This is a genomic window from Calothrix sp. CBUCES-K 9914 (assembly GCF_059640475.1).
Genome location: NZ_JBXXZH010000149.1, coordinates 1 through 23,660, shown reverse-complemented (window position 1 = coordinate 23,660; position 23,660 = coordinate 1). Strand labels below are relative to the sequence as shown.

Annotated in this window: 22 protein-coding genes; 14 read left to right on the top strand and 8 right to left on the bottom strand. The window is 39.0% G+C overall.

Annotation, left to right across the window (positions count from 1 at the left end; translation table 11 throughout):
• The 3 genes from AC2JBO_RS27815 to AC2JBO_RS27805 all read right to left on the bottom strand — a co-directional run.
• A partial coding sequence (locus AC2JBO_RS27815) for a hypothetical protein (RefSeq protein ID WP_496956869.1) occupies positions 1-1,107 on the bottom strand: 1,107 nt, incomplete at its 3' end.
• A 71-nt stretch (positions 1,108-1,178) separates the two neighbouring features.
• On the bottom strand, positions 1,179-1,697 hold the full coding sequence (locus AC2JBO_RS27810; RefSeq protein ID WP_496956868.1) for a phage tail protein: 519 nt from the start codon (positions 1,695-1,697) through the stop codon (positions 1,179-1,181).
• Positions 1,694-1,933 (bottom strand): hypothetical protein, encoded by a 240-nt coding sequence (locus tag AC2JBO_RS27805; RefSeq protein WP_496956867.1) that lies wholly within the window; start codon positions 1,931-1,933, stop codon positions 1,694-1,696. Before AC2JBO_RS27805 ends, AC2JBO_RS27810 begins: the two co-directional genes overlap by 4 nt.
• Positions 1,934-2,483: 550 nt before the next feature.
• Between AC2JBO_RS27805 and AC2JBO_RS27800 the strand changes: the two genes are divergently transcribed.
• The gene (locus AC2JBO_RS27800; RefSeq protein WP_496956866.1) at positions 2,484-3,587 is read left to right on the top strand and encodes an SGNH/GDSL hydrolase family protein; all 1,104 of its coding nucleotides are present in this window, start codon (positions 2,484-2,486) and stop codon (positions 3,585-3,587) included.
• A gap of 136 nt (positions 3,588-3,723) precedes the next feature.
• Here AC2JBO_RS27800 and AC2JBO_RS27795 read toward each other — a convergent pair whose 3' ends face one another.
• From AC2JBO_RS27795 to AC2JBO_RS27780, 4 genes are all read right to left on the bottom strand, one after another.
• On the bottom strand, positions 3,724-4,335 hold the full coding sequence (locus tag AC2JBO_RS27795) for an FHA domain-containing protein (RefSeq protein WP_496956865.1): 612 nt from the start codon (positions 4,333-4,335) through the stop codon (positions 3,724-3,726).
• On the bottom strand, positions 4,313-6,391 hold the full coding sequence (locus AC2JBO_RS27790) for a substrate-binding domain-containing protein (RefSeq protein WP_496956864.1): 2,079 nt from the start codon (positions 6,389-6,391) through the stop codon (positions 4,313-4,315). Before AC2JBO_RS27790 ends, AC2JBO_RS27795 begins: the two co-directional genes overlap by 23 nt.
• 124 nt (positions 6,392-6,515) lie before the next feature.
• The gene (locus AC2JBO_RS27785; protein ID WP_496956863.1) at positions 6,516-7,187 is read right to left on the bottom strand and encodes a response regulator; all 672 of its coding nucleotides are present in this window, start codon (positions 7,185-7,187) and stop codon (positions 6,516-6,518) included.
• Positions 7,188-7,221: 34 nt separating this feature from the next.
• Positions 7,222-8,370 (bottom strand): sensor histidine kinase, encoded by a 1,149-nt coding sequence (locus tag AC2JBO_RS27780; protein ID WP_496956862.1) that lies wholly within the window; start codon positions 8,368-8,370, stop codon positions 7,222-7,224.
• A gap of 294 nt (positions 8,371-8,664) precedes the next feature.
• On the opposite strand from AC2JBO_RS27780, the gene AC2JBO_RS27775 reads away from it, so the two are divergent.
• The gene (locus AC2JBO_RS27775; RefSeq protein WP_496956861.1) at positions 8,665-9,525 is read left to right on the top strand and encodes a Pvc16 family protein; all 861 of its coding nucleotides are present in this window, start codon (positions 8,665-8,667) and stop codon (positions 9,523-9,525) included.
• On the opposite strand, the gene AC2JBO_RS27770 is transcribed toward AC2JBO_RS27775, so the two are convergent.
• Positions 9,511-9,633 carry a hypothetical protein gene (locus AC2JBO_RS27770; protein WP_496956860.1) on the bottom strand — a complete coding sequence of 41 codons (123 nt, stop codon included), beginning with the start codon at positions 9,631-9,633 and terminating at the stop codon, positions 9,511-9,513. The two genes, AC2JBO_RS27775 and AC2JBO_RS27770, sit on opposite strands and share 15 nt — an antisense overlap.
• 32 nt (positions 9,634-9,665) lie before the next feature.
• Here AC2JBO_RS27770 and AC2JBO_RS27765 point away from each other — a divergent pair, with 32 nt between their 5' ends.
• From AC2JBO_RS27765 to AC2JBO_RS27710, 12 genes are all read left to right on the top strand, one after another.
• Positions 9,666-11,333, top strand: coding sequence for a phage tail sheath family protein (locus AC2JBO_RS27765; protein WP_496956859.1), 1,668 nt, complete (start codon positions 9,666-9,668; stop codon positions 11,331-11,333).
• Positions 11,334-11,422: 89 nt separating this feature from the next.
• On the top strand, positions 11,423-11,878 hold the full coding sequence (locus tag AC2JBO_RS27760) for a phage tail protein (protein ID WP_496956858.1): 456 nt from the start codon (positions 11,423-11,425) through the stop codon (positions 11,876-11,878).
• Between the two features lie 31 nt (positions 11,879-11,909).
• Entirely contained in the window at positions 11,910-12,401 is a 492-nt protein-coding gene (locus AC2JBO_RS27755) for a phage tail protein (RefSeq protein ID WP_496956857.1), read from the top strand.
• A gap of 20 nt (positions 12,402-12,421) precedes the next feature.
• Positions 12,422-12,784 carry a hypothetical protein gene (locus AC2JBO_RS27750; protein ID WP_496956856.1) on the top strand — a complete coding sequence of 121 codons (363 nt, stop codon included), beginning with the start codon at positions 12,422-12,424 and terminating at the stop codon, positions 12,782-12,784.
• A gap of 5 nt (positions 12,785-12,789) precedes the next feature.
• A complete protein-coding gene (locus tag AC2JBO_RS27745; RefSeq protein WP_496956855.1) occupies positions 12,790-13,167 on the top strand; it encodes a phage tail assembly protein in 378 nt (125 codons plus the stop codon).
• Entirely contained in the window at positions 13,167-13,316 is a 150-nt protein-coding gene (locus AC2JBO_RS27740; protein WP_496956854.1) for a DUF6760 family protein, read from the top strand. Before AC2JBO_RS27745 ends, AC2JBO_RS27740 begins: the two co-directional genes overlap by 1 nt.
• 20 nt (positions 13,317-13,336) lie before the next feature.
• Positions 13,337-15,157 carry an FHA domain-containing protein gene (locus tag AC2JBO_RS27735; protein ID WP_496956853.1) on the top strand — a complete coding sequence of 607 codons (1,821 nt, stop codon included), beginning with the start codon at positions 13,337-13,339 and terminating at the stop codon, positions 15,155-15,157.
• 152 nt (positions 15,158-15,309) lie between these two features.
• On the top strand, positions 15,310-17,568 hold the full coding sequence (locus AC2JBO_RS27730) for a hypothetical protein (protein WP_496956852.1): 2,259 nt from the start codon (positions 15,310-15,312) through the stop codon (positions 17,566-17,568).
• Between the two features lie 14 nt (positions 17,569-17,582).
• Positions 17,583-19,874 (top strand): COG1470 family protein, encoded by a 2,292-nt coding sequence (locus AC2JBO_RS27725; RefSeq protein WP_496956851.1) that lies wholly within the window; start codon positions 17,583-17,585, stop codon positions 19,872-19,874.
• 502 nt (positions 19,875-20,376) lie between these two features.
• Positions 20,377-21,045 (top strand): deoxyribonuclease V, encoded by a 669-nt coding sequence (gene nfi / locus AC2JBO_RS27720; RefSeq protein ID WP_496956850.1) that lies wholly within the window; start codon positions 20,377-20,379, stop codon positions 21,043-21,045.
• Positions 21,046-21,220: 175 nt separating this feature from the next.
• Complete coding sequence (locus AC2JBO_RS27715; protein WP_496956849.1) at positions 21,221-21,811, top strand: FHA domain-containing protein; 591 nt, start codon at positions 21,221-21,223, stop codon at positions 21,809-21,811.
• A 57-nt stretch (positions 21,812-21,868) separates the two neighbouring features.
• Positions 21,869-23,660 (top strand): FHA domain-containing protein (locus AC2JBO_RS27710; protein ID WP_496956848.1); only part of this gene is annotated, 1,792 nt, incomplete at its 3' end.

Below are 23,660 nucleotides of genomic sequence, written 5' to 3'. Positions count from 1 at the left end.
AGGTTGCTGAGAAGTTGGTAGGGTTGCTTCTAAATTTGGTGTTGCTGGGTTAAATGTTTGGTTTGAAGCTTGTTGTAATGGTACAACTTCCGAAGTTTGAGGTGGTACAGGTTGCTGAGAAGTTGGTAGGGTTGCTTCTAAATTTGGTGTTGCTGGGTTAAATGTTTGGTTAGAAGCTTGTTGTAATGGTACTACTTCTGAACTTTGAGGTGTTGCTGGGTTAAATGTTTGATTTGAAACTTGTTGTAATGGTACTACTTCTGAACTTTGAGGTGATACAGGTTGCTCGGAAGCTAGTATATTTGTTTCTAAGTTTGGTGTTGTTAGGTTAAATGTTTGGTTTGAAGCTTGCTGTAATGGCGTGGACGAAGTTTTTAGTGACGCTGGATTGTTTTCTGGCGCCGTTGTTTCTATATTTGATGGTGTAGCATTACTGTTTGGGTTAGAAGCTTGTTGTAATGGAGTAGACGAAGTTTCTTGTGACGCTGTTTGGTTAACGGCACTTGGGACTGTTGTTTCTGAATTCTCATAGTACGTATTAGGCAATATTTGAGAAGTCTCATTTAATAATAAAGTTTCGTTGATGTCATTTGGTTCGGCAGTAACGTGTTTTTGCTTGTTTGCTTTGTTCGTTTTAGAGGGTTTTGTTGTTTTTTTGGTTTTTGGGTCACTTTTAGCTTGTAATGGTGATGTTGATTTCGTTTTGCTTTGAGATTTATGATTTTTACTTGCTTTTTTTCCTTGAGATGTATTATGTTTTTTTACTGTATTCTCTTCACCTAAGTTACTTTGGTTATAAATCGGCAGTGTACTTATAGTACTTGAGTCTTGATTTTGAGCATTTCTGCTCTCTTCTGAAAAGAACTCTGTGTTTACATCGCTATTATTCCAATCATCCCAGTTTGAAAAATTATTGTTGTTACGGCGGGGCAATATAAATTTAGAATCGGTAGCTAACGGTGTGTGATTAGCAATAGGATTATTGAAATTATTCAGGCTATGAATAAAGTTGGATTCTTGTCTCAAAATCAATCTATTAGGTTGAAATATTGACTCACCTAATTCAAGTCCATTTTCTTTGCTTCCTAACGGTTGAGCATTTTCCATATCTAACATGAATCCTATTTAATCATTTGTGTATAAACCAGGTTGTGTTGTATAGAAACCCGGTTTATACATTACTTGGAAGCGAAAAATCCTGACTTCGCTCTTGTTGACTTGTTGCCTCCGCCTTTTTCTTTCCCAAATTGTAAACCTTCATAGGCTAACGTTAATTCCTCTATTGCTGCGGTATTTCCATCTGCTTGCAATGCAGGCGCCTTCCAACCAACAGGAACAGCACCAATAAGTGTCCAACTCATCATTGTTTCACCAGCTTGGTTAAAAACTAAGATATTCACGTTGCGTCGAGATGTTGCGCTGTTTTCATTAAAAACTTCACTTATCCAGTTCCAAAAACCTGGATGGTCGGTAACACCACGTTTCAATGTCACATCACTAAATTCAACGTGCCCCAAATATACTCTCTGCTGGTCATTAACACCCCCTTCTGGAACAACCTTTTTTTGAATTTGGGCGCCTAGTCCTGAACATTCAGTAAAAGATGCCGCGATAGCACTTTCTATCTCGATATAAAATCGATTGGTTGTAACATAATTTAATTCATGAGTAACGTTGCTGTTATTACCTGCCATCATAACCACCTTTTTTGACCGTAGTTACTTACTCTCTCTCGTTGATTACGAATATCTTCCAGTAATAGTTCATACACTCTCTGAGTAAGTGTAGCTAACAAGAGTGAATCTTTAAGACATCGCTCTGCGTCTTGAGAAACTTTACTTGGATTAGATACTGCTGGAATGCCAACATATCCTGTGGTACCACCAACGTCCCCAAGAGGTGTGTAAAAGATTTCTCTTTTTTCTAAGTCCATAATTTAGATTTCATAATATAAGTCTAGGCTAAAGGCACATCTCCAGAATCAAAATTAGCCAAAGGTCGAACTTATAACGAATCAAAAATTTATTAAAGCAATGAGCATAAACACTTACGCACAGGCGAGGCGCCTCAATACACAGGCAGGATGCCTGTGCTACAAGGCTATATAGTGGTACAAAGCAACTTTATAATAATTGTGTAGACACTCTGCTTTTAAAGTGGGCTTTACTTAAGTTCTGGAAAATTTACAGATTCTTCACAATAACCTTATAAATAAAGCACGTCTCTAAAGATTTTAAATATAGATGTGACACTGCAATGCCTGTTAGTTTACATTGATATTGTGCTTAAGTAAAATTACATACTTTTGTACTAAAAAACACAAGAGTTAGATAAAAAATAAACAAAACTTACGAGATTGTAACAATCCCAAGTGGGTGCGTGACACTACTACGGTTAAATGTTGCTTACTTAACAATTGTTTATGTTGGGTTACGTTCCTCAACCCAACCTACGTGTAATAAATTACTAGTTTGTGGATTAACATGAAAAAGGTACTAATAGCGGCAGGATGTGTTGTTTTCTCCGTGATGTCATCATCGAAGACGATGGCTGCGGATTTGAAGTTTGATCAGCTTTTTAGTTTTGGTGATAGCCTCTCTGATACGGGTAACTTATTTGCTTCTAGTACTATTTTTCCGGGAGGACCATTTCCCGTAACTACTGTTGCTGGTTCAACGAAACCTGCTTATTCTCCTGGGCGTTTTTCTAATGGTGATATATGGGTTGATTATTTTAGTAAGGAAATTGGTCAGCCAACACCTACACCTTTTGCTTCTCTTAATCCTACTACTATTCCTGCTGGGGGTGTTAATTTTGCTTTTGGTGGCGCCCAAACAGGTGTAACAAATCCCCCTCCCAATTTTCCTGAAGAATTCAAGATACCAGGTGTATTAGGACAAGTTGGCTTATTTCAACAAAATTCTCCAAATCTTCCAGTTAGTTCAAATGCGCTCTATTCTATTTGGGGTGGTTCAAATGATTACTTTGCTGGCAAAACAGTAAATGAAGTAATTGGCAATCTAAAAACCTCAATTAGTTCACTTGCTCAAGGAGGCGCCAAAAATTTCTTAGTGTTTAACTTGGCAGATTTAGGTGAAACCCCTTTGGCGCAGCGCCAAGGTCTTACTCAAGCTCAAGGATTAAATTTTCTAACACAACAGCATAATGAGGTGCTAGCAACTACTTTGAATATCCTTCGCGCTGAGAACCCGCAGTTAAATATATATTCTGTTGATGTTAATACACTGTTTAGAACAGTACGCAATAATCCAAGTCAATTTAAGTTTGATAATGTTACAGGTACTTGTGTCACTGGTAATTTTGCAGGCGTCACAAGTATTTGCGATAACCCGAATAGTTATCTATTCTTTGATGATGTCCATCCTTCGTCACGCGCGCATGAATTAATTGCAAACGCAGCTTTAGCAGCTATCAACGCTGGAAATAAATCTATTCCTGAACCTTCAATGGGGTTAGGTGTGTTAACACTTGCTTCTTTAGGTGCCGCTGGAATTTTGAAGCGTAAAAGTAAAAAGCTAGTAGCGTCTAAAAATGTGAAATTTCCAAGTGTTATAAGTTTACGATAATACTTGGTCATTCTGAGCGTAATATGAGGCATTTCCTAAAGGGAAGAATTTGATTGTTTCATTTTTACCCGTGATAGGCTAGATGCTTCACTACGTTCAGCATGACAATTCTGGGTTACTGTTTTAAGTTAGTGTTTTAAGTTACTGTTATAGTAAAAGTTACTAAACCATCTTGACCAAGCTGTAAAGAGTCACCATTAAGCATACGGTAAGACACTCCACTGTTAAGAAGGTTGCCGTTTAAATAAACACCATTTGTACTTGTATCAACAATCATATAAGCATTTTGCGACCAATCCCAAAATATACGGGCATGGCGCCGGGAAACAACACCTTCTTGAGGAATGCCTGTTAGGTCTATCTCTGGTGGAGTTGGCATACTTTGACTGCGGCGCCCAATGGAACCTCCTTCACCTGCGAGATAAAATTCTCTACCAGTAGAATGAATAAGCTTTAAAACTGGCAGTCTTGAAGAAGGTACAGAGGGGACAGGTGGTGGTGCATATGCGCGCTGCTGGTATTGTGTTGAATAATTTGAATTTGAATAATTAGGGGGAGGAGAGGGAGGAGGTTGATAGCTGGGTTGTTCTTTTATTGGTTGAGGAGACTGCGAGTTAGTTGGATTACTGGGTGTAGGAGGGATTACATTACCCAAAGGAGTGGAACACCAAGGACATACCTTGGCATTATTTGGCAAGGCACGGTTAAAATACTCACAGCTAGGATTAGGGCACCGATTTGCAGGCATCGTTTTTTATATCATTAGGGACAGGTTGTAAAGGAACAAGACCTACCTTATATAGTAAACACTGACCTTGGCGGGTTTTCAGCATATTAGCGAAAATAACACCTCCTGTCTGACGAGTGTCTTCTTTAGGATACACTACATAAAGAGGATAGCTCAAAGGATATTTTTCTGTTCCACCCTCCTGAAAGTTTTTAACGTCAAAATAAAGATTTCCTTTCTCTTCGCACAAGTTATCCGAAGGTTGAATAGGACGTTGTTGAATTATAAGGGATAAGGCTTGAATTTCTTGATTGTTACTATCGACTATTGCCAGAGGATAGCCTGCACATTGATCCCAAGTTTTACTGAGAATACCAAAGCTAATAATACCAGTGGCTTCTCCTTTACGATTTGCTTCACTCATCTGCAGCTGCGTAGCACCTGTTTTCTGAGTTGATAACTTAACAATTTTTTCTTCAAATGTAGCTACATCTTGTTGATCATTGTTAAGAACTAGCTTTTTGAATTGCTGTATCGCTTCTGGTTCGGTTGGAACTAGAGGTTGAATTGCTAGGTCAGGATAATTTTTGTCGAGTTGGTTCCATTTTGTAAATTTGCCTACGTATATGTCACGCAGTTGTTTGATAGAAATTTTACCTTGTAGTCCTGTGTGGAGACTTAGGTTACTTCCTTGATGAAACGCGACAAATACTAATAAACCATCATAGGCAACTGGCTTTTTATCCATGATGTCGAGTTTGATGTTCTCGGATAAAGAGGTAATTGCAAAGTTTTTTTGCGCGTCTTGTCGCAGCAATATTTGTACCGGTTCACTACCTGCTTTAATATCCTTAGATACAATCCCTTGGTAATTAAATGTTGTTGTTTGCTTTGGTTCGGTTAGTTCATTATTCAATGTTATGTTAGTATTTTCGGGATTCCGACCCAAAACATAAGTCCAAGTCCCATCGCTCTCTCCTACGTAATTAAATTTACCCGAACCGACGTTATTTACCGCCGAAAAATTGCGTGTAAGGTCTCGCCATGCTGAATATTGAGCTTCTCCTTGTTTGTTGCGTAGCCACAAATAATACCATAAGGCGCCTGCCAATAGTAATAAAAGCAATAGTCCTAATCCCAACAAATATTTCTTAGGAAAACGTTTCTGTTCTTCTTCGTCAGAGGAGGGTTTTGTATTGCTTTCATCAGGTTGAGGAAGTTTCAACAGTTCAGTACGCGCGATTTCTGCACTTCCATAATTTGTATCAAGAGAAAGCAAACGATAAAGGTAACGTTTTAAATGAATATCGTTATCAGGCCACACTTTATCATCTTTGGGGTCAATAGACTGTGATTTGCCGACCCATAACTGCAATGCGACTAACGCTAAAGCTTCTAAATCTTGTACTGTTGTCGTAGCTGTGGGTTGAGGAATGCTAGGAGGAACAAACAGGTTTTCCCAGATGGCTACATCACAAAGGTACGCTACAAACCTCTGTTTATTTTCTACTTTAATTAATACGCTATCTAAATTAATGTTTCCATGCTGCAAACCTCGCTGGACTTGATTCGAGGGAAAACGTAGTTTTTGTGAGTGCATAAATACTAGAGTTTGCAGCACTTCATCTAAAAACTCGCGGACTTGTTCGGGGGACATTCGACCATATTGTTTCAAGTACTGACGTAAGGTTTGCGATGGTTGTGTATCTTTTGTAATTAAATAGCAGCGTTCTCCCTGTTCGGGTGCAATAGCTTCCCAAGTTTGAATCAAGCGAAAATTTTGAACTCGACCATCTGCTAATTCCACTCCCCCTATGCGTCTAAAAGATTCTTTGCGTTTGAAAGTTTCGTCTTGATTGAAACTACGAGTTGGTAGTAAGTATTCTTTAATAAGTACTGGCTGTCCGTCTTTTATCTGTGTACCTGAATATAAACGTCCAAACCCCCGAATACCCAAGAACTTCGTGACTCGATAACTGCCTCTGTATCCTTTAATCTCAGCTTCTTCTGGTAAACAAGCTGGAAAACCGCACTCAAAACAGAATTTAGCTCCCTGGACTTCCTGAACAGTTTCCAATGGTTTATCGCAATTCAAAGGGGAATTGTGAGAACAGGGATACTCTTTGTAAAATGATTCTATAGAAAGCATATACAAGTGAAAAATAAGTCAAATGAAGTTAAATTAGTGAAAAGTAGAACTACTAAGTTTCAACTAATCCTAATTTGATTGCCGTGACTATTGCCTGAGTTCTGCTACTAACTTTCAACTTTTCAAAAATACTGGTTAAATGGGCTTTGACTGTTGCTACAGTTACATAGAGGTTTTTAGCAATTTCGTCATTTGAGGCGCCTTGAGTTAATAATTGTAGGACTTCTTGTTCGCGTTCAGTCAGATGCAACTGTTCAGAAGCTTTGGAGATAGAACTAGCGCTTTGTTGAAAATAGCGGAAAAACGCGCTTGCTGCTTCTGGTGGCAAATAAATTTCTGACTTTAGTACTGTGTTAATTGCATCACATAGCTGATTTGCTACACGGTTTTTAAAAACATACCCAGCGGCGCCTTTTTGCATAGCTTGGAAAATCCAATTATCTTCTTGGTGAGCAGATAATACTAAAATCCTACCAGCATAAGAAATGTCTTTTAAACGTTCGATTGCGGTAATTCCATCACTATTGATCAATTCCAAGTCGAGCAAAATTACATCTGGGTTTTTCTGAATGGCTAACTTCACTACTTGCTCAACACAGTTAGCTTCACCAATAATATTTACAGGTAGTGAAGCACTCGTACTATAAAAATTTAGAAGAGTTCGTAACCCTTGACGAAAGCGTTCTTCATCATCTACGAGTAAAATCGATATTTGTTTATTCATTATTTTCTCCATAAGTTTTCTCCATAATAATTTCTTACTTTTTCCCTTTGGTAGGTAAAATTAAAGAAAACTGTGTACCACCTCCATGAAGACTATGCGCCCATATATTTCCACAATGGTCTAGTACTATTTTCTTGGCTATAGTTAAACCCAACCCTGTGCCACCTGGGCGCCGCGAGTAAAAAGGGGTGAATATTTTTTGCATATCCTCTTGTGAGATTCCTGATCCTTGGTCTGAAATCTTGATCAATATTTCTTCATGAAAAACTTGCCAGCTAAGAGTAATGGCACCGTTTTTAGGGCTAAAGTGAATTGCATTGCTGAGTAAATTATCAAACACTTGCTTCATCTGTAACCTATCTAAAGGTAATGTAGCAGATGTTTCGGGGATATTGACTTTTAATTTTTTGTCATTAATTAATGGTTGAAAATATTTTATACTTTCGTCTACTAAACTTTTCAAGTCATGAGGAGCTATTCTTAATATAGTTGCCTTACCGCAGGAGATTATATCCGTTAAGTTAACGTCTAAATCTTCTACGCTCTCGCAAATTACTTTTGCTTGGTCTTGCAAAGAGCTATCTTGCAACCCCAAAAGTAAATTATGTGCATAAAGTTTTATCAATGCTATGTAGTTTCGCAATTGATGACCAACTTTATGAACAACATGCTCTAGTAACTGAATTTGATACTTTTGCTGTAACTTTTCTAAGTAGATATCTATATATTTACCGAGAAGAATTGCAGCATTTTTGATATATTTTTGACACCTTACAGATAAGGGTTTATGAGTGATGATTTGAATGTATTCCGGTTTTTGATTTTTATAGCCGATAGGGCAAACGTAAGAAAAATACTCAGTAGGATAAGCGATTTGAAATTCTGAAACATCCCACACATGAGGAAAATCTGTTAACCAAGTTTCTGACCTTAAGTACGCTATATCTTTTTGAGAAAAACGAGGTTGATTATCTGCGTAGCAACTTACCTCTTGATGTGATTTTGATACTGGCTCATAATAGACAATGCGTACATAGCAAATCGTTAGCTCGGAAACTAGTTGCTCTGCTTGCAGTTCTACGAAGCTTTTTAGACTTTCTGCACCCCCTACACTTTCTGTTAAAGGCGCCTGTGTAAGATGAAAGTCGTTTTTCGGTGTCTCGAGAGAGAAGCTGATAGTCATAGCTTTACTCACCTTTACAACTAAATTGTCACTTTACTTTCATTTGGTAGATGTCCACATGTGCTTATGCAAAATATGCCCGTTTTCTTAACCCTTCTTAATATATCTTTATATTGTGTATCGTAGGATAGGTGTCCCGCCTGTCCGTCAAATATTGTAGGACAGGCGAGACGCCTATCCTACGGGGCTTTCATAAAATATCGACAAAAGTCTAATTACCACAAGGGTTTGCTTCTTATAACCTAGGTATATACAAAGAAAGGAACGTAACGCATATAGAAGCCATGCGAACACATGCTTATTTTTATTCTTCAAACCCTAGCATCCATTCTTGCTGGAGGTACATCACTTAGTAATACGGAGCAAATTGAGTTTAGTCATCCAAGTAATCGTAAAGAAGAAGGTGGAGGCGCCATTCTTAATTTGTATGTATATGATATTCGTGAGAGTAAGCAAATCCAACATTCGGGAAGGCAAGTTGAGCGTAGGCTGACACAAGCTTTGCAACCTGCTTCTGTGAACTGGTCGCCGACTTGGTTTGATGTGTCGATGGTACTGACGGCTTGGGATAGAACGGCTTTGGGTGAACACTACCTGCTTTCACAAGCTTTGACATTACTACTGCGTCACCGCGCGCTGAAGGAAGAGTTTTTGGTTCCAGAATTGCGTGGTTATGGAAATTTGAATATGACGGTTGCTGTAGAACCCCAAATTGAAGCTGGGTCTTTGTGGAGTGCGTTAACTATACCTTTACGTCCAGCTTTGTATCTGATGGTGACAGTTCCTGTAGAGCCGCAAATATCCCCAGTATCTTTAGTTTGGGAACGAACTTTTCGATACAGTAATAATTTTGATAATCAAGGTGAAAATGGAAATAGAAATGGAAGCATTGAAACTATCACTAAGCGGGTAGTAGTCGCAGGAATTATCACAAGTACTGTTACCAATCTGCCAATGAAGGATATAGAAGTTAAGGTGATAGGAATGAAAAAGTCGGCTACTACCAATAAAGAGGGGTTGTTCTACTTTGAAGAACTTCGTAATGGTAATTATGTTTTAGAAATTACCAGTCCTGGGTATTTACCCCTTCAAGTAAATGCGTTGGTGGATGGTTTAACTTGTTCTTTCAAAGAAATCTCGTTAAATCCTTTGTAGTGCTGAGTGCTGAGTGCTGAGTGTTGAGTGCTGAGTGCTGAGTGCTGAGTGTTGAGTGCTGAGTGTTGAGTGCTGAGTGCTGAGTGCTGAGTGGTTGATTTTATACATTGATTTAGATTGATTGTATTGGAGAGATTTTCATGCCAAGACTTGATTATTTTGCTCCTGGTGTCTATATCGAAGAGATAGACCGAGGTAGTCGTCCGATAGAGGGTGTTAGTACAGCAATTGCTGGATTTGTTGGCTTTACTGAAGATGTGCGTGGTGGGGCTGAGTTATTCAAGCCGATGCTTGTTACTAACTGGACGCAGTATTTAAACTACTTTGCTCGTCCTAATTCTGACGGTTTTACAGATTTTAATGCCTACTTGCCTTTTTCAGTCTACGGCTACTTTATGAATGGTGGTGGTCGCTGCTGGATTACTAGTATTGGTACTTCGTTACCTGGTGCTCCCAAACCACCAGACCCACAACCAGCTTCTCTTCGGATTACTGGTCGAGGTAATCGTCCGGCGCTACGTTTTAGTATGCGTCCTGAACAAGTTGCAGCAGGTGCAATTCTAATCTTGATTAGCGATAGTGGACCGCGCGCTTTGCCAGAAGGAACAGAAGGGTCGGTGCCACCGAATACAGGTGAGTACTTCAAAGTGCAAATTCGTCGAGGAGATGAAACTCTTGAAGAGTTCGACAACTTGACGATGAACCGCGAACCAAATGGTCAATTTGCAACTTATGCAATTGCGGCATTGAGAAATTCGATGTTTATAACCATTGAAGATATTTCTCAAACTGGACAACCTTTAGCACGCCGTCCAGGTAATGGGCAGTACGAACTTGCAGCACCAATAGTTCCCACGGCACCCGATAGATTTTCGAGTGATATCGAGGGTGTGCGCGACGACCGTACAGGGGTACGCGGTTTATTTGAAATCGATGAAATTACAATGGTTGCTTGTCCTGACTTGATGCGTGTGTATCAAACAGGATTGATGAACTTAGACCAAGTTCACGGCATCATGGAATTGATGTTGAGCATGTGCGAAGGTGCCAACAATGGGGACATTCCTAACCCACCCAACCGCATGGTAGTTCTTGATTCTCCTCCCGACTGTCCCAAACCGCAGCAGGTTGTAGAATGGTTGAATCGATTTAATCGCCGTTCGATGTTCGGTGCCCTTTATTATCCTTGGATTAAAGTAGCGAACCCACGCGACCGTGGCAACCCTATCAGTGTTCCTCCTTGCGGTCATGTTATGGGTGTTTGGGGTCGTACTGATGAAACGCGCGGAGTTTACAAGGCGCCTGCGAACGAAGTTCCTAGAGGTGTAATTGGTTTAGACTATGACACCAATTTTCGTGAGCAAGAACTTTTAAACCCACTTGGTATAAATTGTATTCGTAGATTTCCAAATCGAGGTATTCGGATTTGGGGCGCACGTACACTAGTTGAACCAGATAAAACCGAATGGCGTTATATCAGTGTTCGTAGATTGATTAGCTACATTGAGAAATCTTTAGAACTAGGTACTCAATGGGTAGTGTTCGAGCCGAACGACGAAGACCTGTGGGCGCGCGTTAGAAGAACAGTCAGTAATTTCTTGGAAAGAATCTGGCGTGAAGGAGCATTATTTGGCGCCTCACCCGAACAGGCTTTTTATGTCAAATGCGACGAAGAAATAAACCCACCAGATACTAGAATTTTAGGTCGTTTATACATCGAAGTCGGTGTATGTCCCGTTAGACCAGCAGAATTCGTCATCCTCCGTATTAGTCAATGGAACGGTATTGAAGACGACGAACAACAGTAGAGACCGTATTAATTCGGTCTCTACCAAAATTGCGTCTCTGACAATGATTCATTTGAACAAATAACTAATTACATAGGAGTTAAAACAATATGCCAGGAGAAATGCTTACTGCTTGTAAATTTTACTTTGAAGCAGACGGAATAACAGATAAATTTATCAAAGAAATAAGCGGCTTAGGTATAGAAAACACCCCCGCTCAAGAAGTTCATGGCTCATCAAGACAAGGAAAGATTTTCCGGCAAGCAACACCTACTGTCGTAAAATTTACTAATGTAACAGTAAAAGTTATAGCTACTGATGATAAAGACCTTTATCAATGGTATCAAAAGTGTAACGAAGATATGGGAGACCCTAGGCAGTGGCAGCAAAATCGCAAGGGTGCCTCAGTAGTTGCTTACGATCAACAAGGTACTGAAAAAGCGCGCTGGGTCATAAAAAATTGTTATCCCTGTAAATACACAGGACCAACTCTAACCGCATCTGGTGGGGATATGGCAAATGAAACAGTTGAACTAGTTCACGAAGGTATTAAACGTGAAATGTAAAAAAGAAGGGGTAAAGGGGGAAGAGTAAATAGTGGTACAAGCAGGTGGGACAAATCCTGAGATTCTTACGGCACATCGTTTCTATTTAGGATTAGAACTAGATGGGCAACAAGGGTCTAATGCTTTCTTCTTGGAATGTCAAGGTTTTACAAGAACACAGGATGTAATCGAAATTTGCGAGGTTACTTCCCAAAGTTCGGGTTCCGGACAATCTAAAGGTTTACCTGTTAGAACCAAGATTCCAGGCAATGTTAAGAGTGGTAATATTACTCTACGTCGGGGTATGACGAACTCGGTAGATTTTTGGAACTGGTTTGACAAAGTGCAAACGGGCCAATGGGCAAAGCAACGAAAACTGGTTGCTTTATCGATTTACGATCAAGCAAGTGTTGAAGTTGCCAGGTTTGAATTAGCAGGTGCTTGGCCGACTCGTTACAAACTTGCTGATGTTAACGCGCGCAGTACCGAAATTGAGATCGAGGAAGTTGAAGTTGCTTTTGAGGAATTTAAACGGGTGAAGTAATGGAGGTTGGATAACTGACTATGTTCGAGACAGAGTTTGAGTTTACATTGCCGAAGGGATATATAGACACTGACGGCAACCTCCATCGATTTGGTGTAATGAGGTTATCAACTGCGATAGACGAAATTTCACCTTTGCGTGACCCGCGCGTTAAAGCTAATCCTGCTTATGCCACGATTATTATTTTGGCGCGCGTGATTACTCGTTTAGGCGCCTTATCTGAAATAACACCCGCGATAGTCGAGAACTTTTTTAGTCAGGATTTAAATTTCCTCCAAGATTTTTACCGTCAAATCAATGGATTGGAACCTGCTTCAAATTCAGCTTCCTCAGATTCCCGACTTCAGACAGAAGTTGGGAATCTAGAAACTTCACAAAATTAAGATTTATGCGTCGTAAGGAAACACTTTGTACTGAATTTAATTTTACCCTTCCCAGAGGATTAGTTGATTCTCAAGAACGGGTGCATCGTCATGGTGTAATGCGTTTAGCTACAGCCAAGGATGAAATTTTGGTGCAGCAAGAACGTATAGTTCAGGATAATCCTGCTTACGGCGCCTTAGTTATGCTTTCGCGGGTGATTTCAAGGTTAGGCAGTCTTAACTCTGTAACTCCCGAACAGTTAGAAGGATTGGTACTGCGTGATATTTCATACCTGAGAGAATTCTATAATCGAATCAATCAGCAAGGAAATACGCATATTCCAACGCATTGCCCACATTGTGATACGCAGTTTAATGTGAGGCTAGAATTCGCGGGGGAGTAATGAGCTACCCCTCAGATACTTTATATGAGGAGGTAGCTTTTATTGCTTATCATTTTCATTGGTCGCAAGAGGATATTTTAAATTTAGAACATATGCACCGTCAGCGATGGGTAGCGGAAATTAATAAAATTAACCAGAAAATAATCTAGTGTATTAACGAGAAACCAATATGAAAGTCAAAATTTCCACATCTTCAATACAAACTCAATTAGAGGAAGTAGACCTTAGTCTTACAACCAGAAGAGGAAGTGAATGTTTAATTGGCCGTTCCCCTGATTCTGATTTAGTTCTCGATAGCGATGATGTTAGTCGATTGCACGGTAAGTTCTTTTCTCAAGGAGGAAATTATTATTTCTGTGATGTTGGCAGTAGAAATGGTTCAATAGTCAACGGTAAATTGGCTGAAAAAAATCATTCATATGTACTAAAAAATGGCGATATTATCCGTATTGGTGATTTTACACTGATGTTGGAAGAAGAAATAGAATCCCAACAAGCGGAAACAGTTGTCAGAATTATTAATCCTTCGGTATTTTCTAACTGGCGCCCTCAAAATGAAAGTGCTGCACCACAACAGGAATTACAACCTGCGATTGATCGATCAAGCAATGAATTAGTTAGTTCGCAAATCGATGCTGGCAATTTAGAAGAAACTGAAAAACAAGAAATTGTCAATACTTCAAAAGAGGTAGAAGCAAAACAACAGACACAAAAAGTTGAACAATCTGAACCAACTTTTATTCAGCCTGAAGATGTTATTACACCTGATATTGCCGTCGAGTCGCCGCACGAAAGCAACGAAGCATCAGAATATACTCACGAAACTACTATAGTTCAACTTAGTAATGTCAACCAAGAAAATGTTGTTGTTGGCATTGAACATGACACTGAACATGATGTGGAGGTGCCTCAATTAGAACACGAACATACTATTGTTCAAACACATGATGTTGTTAGTACAGAAAATGATACTGAACATGTTGTTGACACAGAACATGATACTGAACATGATGTGGAGGCGCCTCAATTAGAACACGAACATACTATTGTTCAAACACATGATGTTGTTAGTACAGAAAATGATACTGAACATGTTGTTGACACAGAACATGATACTGAACATGATGTGGAGGCGCCTCAATTAGAACACGAACATACTATTGTTCAAACACATGATGTTGTTAGTACAGAAAATGATACTGAACATGTTGTTGACACAGAACATGATACTGAACATGATGTGGAGGCGCCTCAATTAGATCACGAACATGCAACTGTTCAAGCACATGATGTTGTTGCTACTCAAGATGTTGCCGAAAATATTGCTAGCACGGAGGACAAGGAAGAAATTTCTGCACATAACGATGTAACACAAGAAGTTGATCAGGATGAAGAAGCAAGCTCACCTGTCAAAGCAATAAGTAATGACAGTGAAAATATAGAAGTAGATACACCATCTCAACAAGTAGAGGAAGAATTAGTGTCTGCCAGTACTGAGGTAGAAGCACCTGAGCTTCAAAGCGAAGATATAGCTACGAGTCAGGACGAAGAATTACCGGAAACTGAAGAACTAGAAGAATCATTTGTACCGATTGCTAAAATTCTTGAAGAAAAGCAAATTGTGCTTGTAGGTCACGATAGCAAAAAGGCTGAACTTACTGAGCTTGTTGCAGAACACGAGGAATTTTTATCGTACTGTTTAACAAGAACATGGCAAACTTTCAGCGATGATTTATATAAGCAAACTGGTTTAAGCGTTACTCAAGAAATTCCTCCTGCTAGTTCGGGAGGATATCAAGCTATTAACTCTTTGGTTAACTCTGGAGAAATTTTAGCTGTTATTTTCCTTCGAGATTTGATGGTGCCCCAACCGGGTCAAGCAAGTGAAGAGGCACTGTTGAGGATATGCAATATTAACAATGTTTTACTTGCGACTAATTTACCAACCGCGCAAGCTGTCTTGCATTATCTCAAAAACTTAAAAGATTAAGAGTTTGTAGTAAGGACGGAGAGTGATTGTATTTTCAAGCACTCTTCGTGTTTTTTAGCAAAAGTACTAGTAAGAACTTATGTTCTAGCAAATTTAGAAAGTATTGAGAGTTATTATGTCTCAATTATATTCATAAATTTTGAATTTATAATATGGAAAATAATAATGTAATAGGCGCCAGTCTATCAATATATAGTTTAAAGTATCGACCAAATCAAGGCGAGGTTTCATTTGAGGTTACGGTTAATAATGATAGTGACCGCTTCGCTAATTTTCAATTAGAGCTTATTGCTGCTGGAGAAATTCGTAAATCTGATTATCGTTGGTATCGACTCGAACCAGAAGTTGCAGCTGCAAAACCTCCAGGTAGTACTACTAAGTTCCAAGTATTTATTTTTAATACACCTATTCCTAGTTTTGTGGGCACAGTTAATCTGACTGTGAAAATATTTTCTCCTCAGTTAGGACGAGAGCGTAGACTTCCTCTACGATTGGAAATTGAGCGAGATGATAAACCTATTTTTCTTAGTGTTGAGTTACCAATACGTACTTTTCAAGTATATCCAGGTAACTCCGTAAATATACCTGTGCGTGTTAGAAATCAGGGACAAGTAGCTAGTAATGTACTACTGCGTTTTACTGGTGTTGATTCATCTTGGGTAACTAACAGCGCCGAACGTCGGTTTACAATCGATGCAGGTAGTCAAACCGAAGTCAGCTTTCAATGTCAACCACCATCGGTAGTTCAAGCTCCCAGTCAAAATTATGTTTTTACTGTTGAAGCTACTAGCAATAATAGTTACCCAGCAGATGCAAAGGGCTATTTAGAAGTACTGCCTGTGGGCTTTATTAACTTTAGTGTACCACAACCTAGACAAAGAATTCCACAGCGGCGCCCGTGGTTGCCAGATTGGAAGTCAAAAACAGCTTCATACGAATTGCTGTTTAAAAATTCCAGCAATCTTCGCCAAGAAATTGAAGTGCAGTTACAGGGTAGAGACTGGCGAAAATGTACATTTAAGAAGTTTCCTGAAGTGGCGAATCTAAATTTAGCAGAAACAGCAAAAGTTGTTTTGGAAGCTACAACCAAACGTTTTTGGATGGGCTTTCGGAAAACTTTATTTCTTGAAGCAAGAGCAGAACTATCTGACCAAAGACTAGGTAGTACAGACCCTGCAACTCATAGTTTAGAGTTAGAGGTTCTACCAATTATACCTTTATGGCTTCAGTCCTTGATTATTGCCTTAATTGTTTTGCTAATAGTTTTCATATTTAGAGAAAGAGCTATTTCACACACCGCATCTGTTAATTCAGTTGATATTAATGGTACTGTCTCATCTGTTGTCAGCGCATCTGATGATTGTACATTGAGATTTTGGAGACTCGACAAGAACTCAATACAACCAGATGAAACAAAAACATCACAAAATACTGTAGCTTGTAATAATGTATCTCATAGACCTAAAGGATTATTCGGAATTGCCGATAGCGCTATTCAAGTTGCACGGTTTGAGCCAGTTCAAAATCAAAGTGTTGCAATTGGTTTACAAAATGGAGTTATTGAAATAAGAGAAGTTGCTACAGGTAATACAATTTCTGAACTTGTAGACAATACAAGTCCAAAAAATACTGGCGACAGAGTTTCAGATTTAGTATTTACTAGTAACTCGCTATCGCTATTTAGTGGTTCGGGTAAAGGTAAGGTAAGGAGATGGAGCAGAGCAACAATAAATGAGAAATTTCCCTCTAAACCTGACGAAGTTATTGAGCTAGAAAAACAACAAAAGCTAGAAAGGTTTCCAATTAGTGCGGTAGCTTTGAGTCCCGATGATAAACTTCTTGTTGTTTCCGGTAACTTTAACCGTTTTTTAATATTACCTCAAGATAAAAATAGCCAATTTAAACCTTTGTCATTACAAAATATATATGGACGAGGGGGAGTAGATGACTCTATTCTTGCTTTAGCCTTTATTCCTAAGCCACTTAACTCACAACAAAAAATTCTAGCAACCTCTGATACTGCTGGTTTTATTAAAATTTGGGATTTAAACCCAAGCAAATGTAAATCGGATAGCTCTGCAAATAATTCTTCACCAATTAATATATTAAACTGCAAACCTTTAGATTCCTGGCAAGACGAGTCATCAAAAGCAGGCATAAGTAGTATTGCATTTAGTCCAGATGGTAGTTCGTTAGTTAGTGGTGGAAGAGAAGGACGAGTAATTTTATGGCATTTGAATAGTGACCATACACTGGATAGAAAAAACTCACCTACTATCAATAGTAAAACTATTTACGAAAGTCCAACAAGAAACGGAATTAACAGTATTACTTTTAAACAAAATCAAAATCAAAATGTTATTGTTATTGGTACTAAAGATTCTCAAGTCATAAGACTTAACCCAAATTAATAAGGAAAAATAATATGCAAGATATTAGTCCATTATCAGTTATTATCAACCCACCTGGAATTCAATACGGAATGCCTGGAGATATAGTTTCACTTTATGCTGTTGTAATTAATGAGGGAGACCAAAGTGCTGTTATTGATTTATTTTTTAGTTTTGATGAGACGTTTCAAAAAGTCAGTGGCTGGTCTGCTTCTCCAAGGGCTAGTTTAGCAGTTGCACCCAAAGAAAGTAGTGATGAAGTAACGTTTGATTTTGAAATTCCGGCTGATGCTCTTGCGGGAACATATGACTATACTTTTGTCGTAGATTCTCCTGAACATTATCCACAAGATACCCCAATAAACTTTCCAGGGCAACTCAAAGTTCTGCTCAAAGAACAAACTGTTATCCGCGCGTCTGACCCAACTTTTTCGATTATTCCTGCGACAAACCCAAATAAACCTTTAAATTACAGACCAGGTGAACCTTTAAAAGTAGTAGTAAAAGTTGAAAATAGATCAAATCGTGTTGACCGCTTCCGTTTGACATGTCCAGATTTGGACGATAAATGGTTTAAAATATCTTATCCTGGTAGCGGAGTGGAAAGTGTCGGGTTATTTGATATTAGTGCGCTCGAACTTAACCCCAATACTGAAGGTGAAATTAATTTAGAATTCCGTCCTCCTGTCGATACACTTGCTGGTAGTTATTCTCCGACTATCCGGTTAATCTCAGAAAACAATCCAGATTTAATATTGTTGGATTTAATATACATCAACATACCAAACGATTATCAAATTGGGGTGGAACTTAATACTATTTTAGGAAGAGTCAGTCGTAAACCTGGTAAGTATGAGTTAGTACTAAATAATCGGGGTAATTTGATACGAGAATTATTGTTTAATGCGAAAAGTAGAGACGAAGAAGAACTTTGTGATTACAAATTTGAGCCGAGAGAAATAAAATTATTACCTGATAAAACTCAAGAAGCTATCCTTACAGTTAAACCCAGACATTGGTGGCGCCGACCTTTGTTTGGTCAACCGTTACAGATAAACTTTCAAGTTAATGTTACAGACCAACAAAGCTATCCTTTAGCGGGAGCATCGCCTCAAGCAAGTTTATTATGGCAAGCGCGTCCTTGGTGGCAATTATTACTGTTGATTTTGCTTGGAGTTGGCTTATTTGCAGGCGCCGCATATGTTATTTGGAGAATTTTACACCCCGACCCATTAACAATTGAATATTTAACTGCTAATGATTCAACACTACTTGAAGGTGATGAAATTAAATTAAACTGGCGAATAAATAACTTTCAAAGACTCGAAACTCTGCAAGTAACAACTACACAACCAAACCAGAAAGTTTTACGTGATTTGAACAAAAAAAGTATTTATGAGGAGCTAATTAAAACTCAGAATCCACCCTGTAACCTTATACAAGAAGATTTAGTATGTAAAGAAGTGCCTACTGGAATCAAAACAGCAGGTAAGTATGCATTTGAAATTAAAGCTTCTTATATACAAAATTCATCATTTTTTAATAGAAAAGTTGTATTTTCTCCTTCACAGAAGACTCCAAACGTCATTGAAATTGCACAAAAACCAATAGCAACAGTAGTAGAATTTAAAACAAATAAACAACAATATCAAAAAGGCGAAAAAATCAATTTAACATGGAAAATGACGCAACCAGAATCAGTATCGAAAGCTACAATATATCTAAAAAATACTGACACTTTAGATGTGATGAAGCCCATAAATATAAAATTCAGAGATGAAAATGGTAAGGAAATTACTGAACAGGAAACTAAAAAAATTTGTAAACCAACTCAAGCAGATGTAAAATATAACTGTAGCACTGATATTATATTTAACAAAATTGGAATTTTTATTCCTAAAATAAAGGTTGAAACTCTCGGTATATCTGACAGAAATAGCCAAGCTAATACGAAAATTGAAATATTACCAAAACCCTCGGAAATTGTGTTTTTTAAAATTAATAACCGTGACCAACCATTAAATGTACAATTAAACGAAGGAGAAACAGTTACACTCAGTTGGAAAGTAGAGGGAGAAAATATTCAAGTTAAATTAGAACCTTATGGTGACGTGAAACAAAGTGATACAAAACAACTTCCTGTTTTTCTTAACTTCCCATCACAAGTTACACTTAAAGTCATTGATAAATCAGGTAAGCAGCAACAACCTCCAGAAAAAACATTTGTTATCACTGTTAAACCTAAACCCACTCCGGCGCCGTCTCCTGTTAACCCTAACCTAGCTATTCCATCTCCAACAACAAACCCTTTTATAAGAAGACCTTAATGAATACTTGGCAACGGATGTAACGGATGTAACGGATGTAACGGATAAAAAAATCTTGTAGGTTAGGCGTCCCGCCTGACATCTTGCACAGACCGAAGGCACCTGACATCTTGCTCTAGATACGCCGGAGTTACACTAACACAACAAAATTTGTGTAGTTTTATTTCTTTGTCGGTTCATCGCTTGCAGATTTTAAATAGAAGAGTTTGATATTCCCGGTTTTTTAAATGAACCGGGATTTTATTTATTTTTGTAAAGGGACGGAAGATGAATCCCACCCAATATTAATAGTCCAGTATCTCCAACGCGCGTAAAAACGTGGTTGGAAGTTAGGGACGTGTTTCTACGCACGTTTTGCATATTTATGTGTTTTGAAGTAAGCTATATGTAATTGTTGGTATATATCTACTAGCACTAATAATTAATGTTGGTGTAAGGTTGATAACTTTAGTTTTAATGTATTTTAGTTTATTTTAATCTTTCTATAATTTATTTAAGATTTATGAAGATTTATCAACGTCACGAGTGGTCACTGTCAACGGAAGAAGCAATAGCTATTCAGGAACAGTTGAGTAGTGAGGTTATAACCGAAGATAAACTTAAGCAAAATATCGAGTACGTTGCAGGGGTCGATATGGGGTTTGAGGAAAATGGTACTGTTAGTCGGGCAGCTGTGGCAGTGTTGAGTTACCCTGACTTGCAGATAGTTGAAACAACTATAGCTTACCGTCCAACAGCGTTTCCTTATATTCCAGGTTTTCTTTCGTTTCGCGAAGTACCTGCTGTGCTTGATGCTTTGTCCAAGTTAACTATTACACCTGATATTATTCTTTGTGATGGTCAAGGTATTGCCCATCCTCGCAAATTCGGTATAGCTTGCCATTTAGGAGTCATAGTTGACATACCGACAATTGGTGTAGCTAAATCTTTGTTGGTTGGCAAACATGAACCTTTACCCGACACAAAAGGTAGTTGGCAACCTTTGATATATAAAGGTGAAACGGTTGGAGCAGTTGTACGCACACGTACAGGAGTCAAACCAGTTTATGTTTCTCCAGGTCATCGGATTAGTTTGCCAACAGCTATTGATTATGCGTTGTGCTGCACTACGAAATATCGTCTTCCAGAAACAACACGAGTCGCAGATCGATTAGCTTCGGCAAGAGGGTAGGGTGCGTGACACTATTACAATTTAACAACGGAGCCACTAATCTAATGGTGTCACGCACCTTACAAAGAGCGGAGTTGGGAGGTGCCATCTTCCCTTTCCGCTTTACCCTTCCCTAATGGAATGTGACAATTTATATTTGAAGTAACTATTTAGAGGAGTCTCCAGGCAATTAAAGATGAGCGCACTAACTTTACAGTGGTACGACGCAGGTAAAGAAAAAACTCAGACGATTTATGAGCAGCAGCAAAATACGAAAAATGCTGGTACTGTTCGGATTGGTCGCGACCCACTCCGGTGCGATATTGTTCTTTCTGACCCTACGGTATCTGGTTTACACGTTGAAATATTTTTTAATTTACAGCAATTTTTAATTCGTAATTTGCGCTCCTCCAATCCTCCAAATGTAGATGGCAAACAACTTAGTCAGGGAGAACAACCTTTAAAACAGGGTAGTGTAATTTTTCTTGGACAAACTCAAATTAAGGTTTTAGCTGTGTTTGTCTCTGAAGCTAGCAGTGTTCCTCCAACTGTATTGTCGGGTCCTCCAGTCAATATACCAAGGGCACCGCTAAAACCTACAGGTAATCACCAACAAGCAAAACACGAACATCAACATCATCAACACCAACATCAAGCAACTTATGGTTTGCAGTGTCCTAGGTGCTATCGAGTTTCTTCGCTAGAACATTTGAATACTGGCTGTATGTGGTGTGGAACTTCGCTTGCTGCTGCTGCTAGTGTTTTGGTGGCGCCAGATAATCAATAAATATCCTATTAACTCTTAATTATTAACTCATAACTTAAAATTCATAACTAAAAACTCATGACCAATAGCCAACCAATACAATTAAGTTGGGATGACCCGGCAACCGGAGAACGACGCGAACCACGTTTGAGTGCCCCAATTGCTTTTGGTCGAGAATTCGCGCGGATGCCTGCCGAACATAATGGTCAGCGTGTGACGCGAATGATACTTGATAGTAACGAGATTTCACGGTTCCATGTGATATTGGAATGGCAGCATGATGAGCTTGTTGCGACTGACCAAGTTAGTGTTAATGGTATATTTGTTAACGGTCAACGCCAAACACGAAGCGTGATTAGAAGTGGTGATACGTTGCAAATAGGACCCTATATTATTACTGTTACATTTGGAGTTAGCGCACCTCCACGACCGCAACCAGCAGCGAGTCACTCCGCGATTCAATTTAACCCTAATACTAACCTGCCCGACCCGAACTGGCGCACACCTCCACAAGCAACACCACTCGGCAGCAGTTTTCCTCCTCCTTTATTTAATCAGCAGCAAAAAATACCTGTACAAGCACTCCATGCAACTGGTTTACCTGTAGAAGAATGTGATTTTCTTACAGTTGGCGCCGGTTTAGGTAGTTTTATTTGGGCTGACTTACTGCGACTCTCTGGTGTTAAAACAGAAAAAATAGTTGCTCTCGGTTTAGAAAAAGAACCTTACGCGCGTTACAAACGTCTTTGCCTGAATTCGCAAATTCCTTTACACGAACGTTTGCGTTCTAATTCTGACTCATGCCCTGATAATATTTGGGGATATCCTAGTTATGCATTGCGCGAAGCTTGGCATGATGTTACTAAAGGTAAATTCAACCAAGCTATTGTGCATTTATGGCAAGTATTTTCCGAACCTACTTTTGCTGAAACTTATACACCCCGTGCCGGAAATGTTTTTGACTCGATAGACCGCGAAGCAAAGCGTATTGCTTGGGATAAAATATATCGCTACGGCAGAGTTAGAGGTATCCGTAAAACCGATGATGGCAGATATTGTGTCGCTTATTCAAAGGCGCCTGGAAGTCATGCGTTTATGGTAACGCGATATCTGCACTTAGCAACTGGGTATCCAGCTATTCAGTTTTTACCTGACCTCCAAGCATATCGAGAAAAATATAAAGATTTTAAATCAGTTGTTAATGCCTACGAAGACCACAACCACGTTTATGAACAACTCGAACGTTTAGGTGGCAAAGTCTTAATTCGCGGACGTGGTATTGTTGCTTCGCGCGTTGTACAGCGACTTTACGAAGCACGGAATAAAAACAAAAATATAACAGTATTACATTTAATGCGTTCTCCTAAACCGCAAGGCAACACATTCCAAAAAGCCCAGCGTTTAGTTAAAAATCACTACGAGTTTCAACCTTTCAACTGGCCTAAAGCTTGCTGGGGTGGAGAACTTCGCGTCATGCTCGAAAAAGCGAGTCCCGACGAACGTAAAACTCTACTTACCGACTGGGGTGGTACGACAACAGCCGACCGTTCGGACTGGCAACGTATTACAGAAACAGGGTTACGCGAAGGTTGGTATAATATCCAGTTTGGCAAAGTTAAAAAAGTAGAGCAGGATGCCAAAGGAAGGACAATTACATATATAGAAGAACAAGGTTTTGGGCAGATGACGCTTGATGCCGACTTTATTGTTGATGCGACTGGACTTGATGCAAAAGTTGAGGCTAGTCCTTTACTCGAAGATTTAGTTAAGCACTATAACTTACCATTAAACCATTTGGGTAGGTTAGTAGTAGCAAATAACTTTGAGATAACAGACATGCGGAACGATAAAGGTCAAATGTATGCTGCTG

Bases quoted from the DNA above. Each gene is read 5' to 3' on its own strand.
- AC2JBO_RS27795 (WP_496956865.1), bottom strand. From the start codon at position 4,335: ATGCCTGCAAATCGGTGCCCTAATCCTAGCTGTGAGTATTTTAACCGT.
- AC2JBO_RS27745 (WP_496956855.1), top strand. From the start codon at position 12,790: ATGCGTCGTAAGGAAACACTTTGTACTGAATTTAATTTTACCCTTCCC.
- AC2JBO_RS27805 (WP_496956867.1), bottom strand. From the start codon at position 1,933: ATGGACTTAGAAAAAAGAGAAATCTTTTACACACCTCTTGGGGACGTT.
- nfi (WP_496956850.1), top strand. From the start codon at position 20,377: ATGAAGATTTATCAACGTCACGAGTGGTCACTGTCAACGGAAGAAGCA.
- AC2JBO_RS27785 (WP_496956863.1), bottom strand. From the start codon at position 7,187: ATGAATAAACAAATATCGATTTTACTCGTAGATGATGAAGAACGCTTT.
- AC2JBO_RS27750 (WP_496956856.1), top strand. From the start codon at position 12,422: ATGTTCGAGACAGAGTTTGAGTTTACATTGCCGAAGGGATATATAGAC.
- AC2JBO_RS27775 (WP_496956861.1), top strand. From the start codon at position 8,665: ATGCTTATTTTTATTCTTCAAACCCTAGCATCCATTCTTGCTGGAGGT.
- AC2JBO_RS27810 (WP_496956868.1), bottom strand. From the start codon at position 1,697: ATGATGGCAGGTAATAACAGCAACGTTACTCATGAATTAAATTATGTT.
- AC2JBO_RS27715 (WP_496956849.1), top strand. From the start codon at position 21,221: ATGAGCGCACTAACTTTACAGTGGTACGACGCAGGTAAAGAAAAAACT.
- AC2JBO_RS27735 (WP_496956853.1), top strand. From the start codon at position 13,337: ATGAAAGTCAAAATTTCCACATCTTCAATACAAACTCAATTAGAGGAA.
- AC2JBO_RS27740 (WP_496956854.1), top strand. From the start codon at position 13,167: ATGAGCTACCCCTCAGATACTTTATATGAGGAGGTAGCTTTTATTGCT.
- AC2JBO_RS27760 (WP_496956858.1), top strand. From the start codon at position 11,423: ATGCCAGGAGAAATGCTTACTGCTTGTAAATTTTACTTTGAAGCAGAC.
- AC2JBO_RS27780 (WP_496956862.1), bottom strand. From the start codon at position 8,370: ATGACTATCAGCTTCTCTCTCGAGACACCGAAAAACGACTTTCATCTT.
- AC2JBO_RS27765 (WP_496956859.1), top strand. From the start codon at position 9,666: ATGCCAAGACTTGATTATTTTGCTCCTGGTGTCTATATCGAAGAGATA.
- AC2JBO_RS27770 (WP_496956860.1), bottom strand. From the start codon at position 9,633: ATGTATAAAATCAACCACTCAGCACTCAGCACTCAGCACTCAACACTC.
- AC2JBO_RS27800 (WP_496956866.1), top strand. From the start codon at position 2,484: ATGAAAAAGGTACTAATAGCGGCAGGATGTGTTGTTTTCTCCGTGATG.
- AC2JBO_RS27730 (WP_496956852.1), top strand. From the start codon at position 15,310: ATGGAAAATAATAATGTAATAGGCGCCAGTCTATCAATATATAGTTTA.
- AC2JBO_RS27725 (WP_496956851.1), top strand. From the start codon at position 17,583: ATGCAAGATATTAGTCCATTATCAGTTATTATCAACCCACCTGGAATT.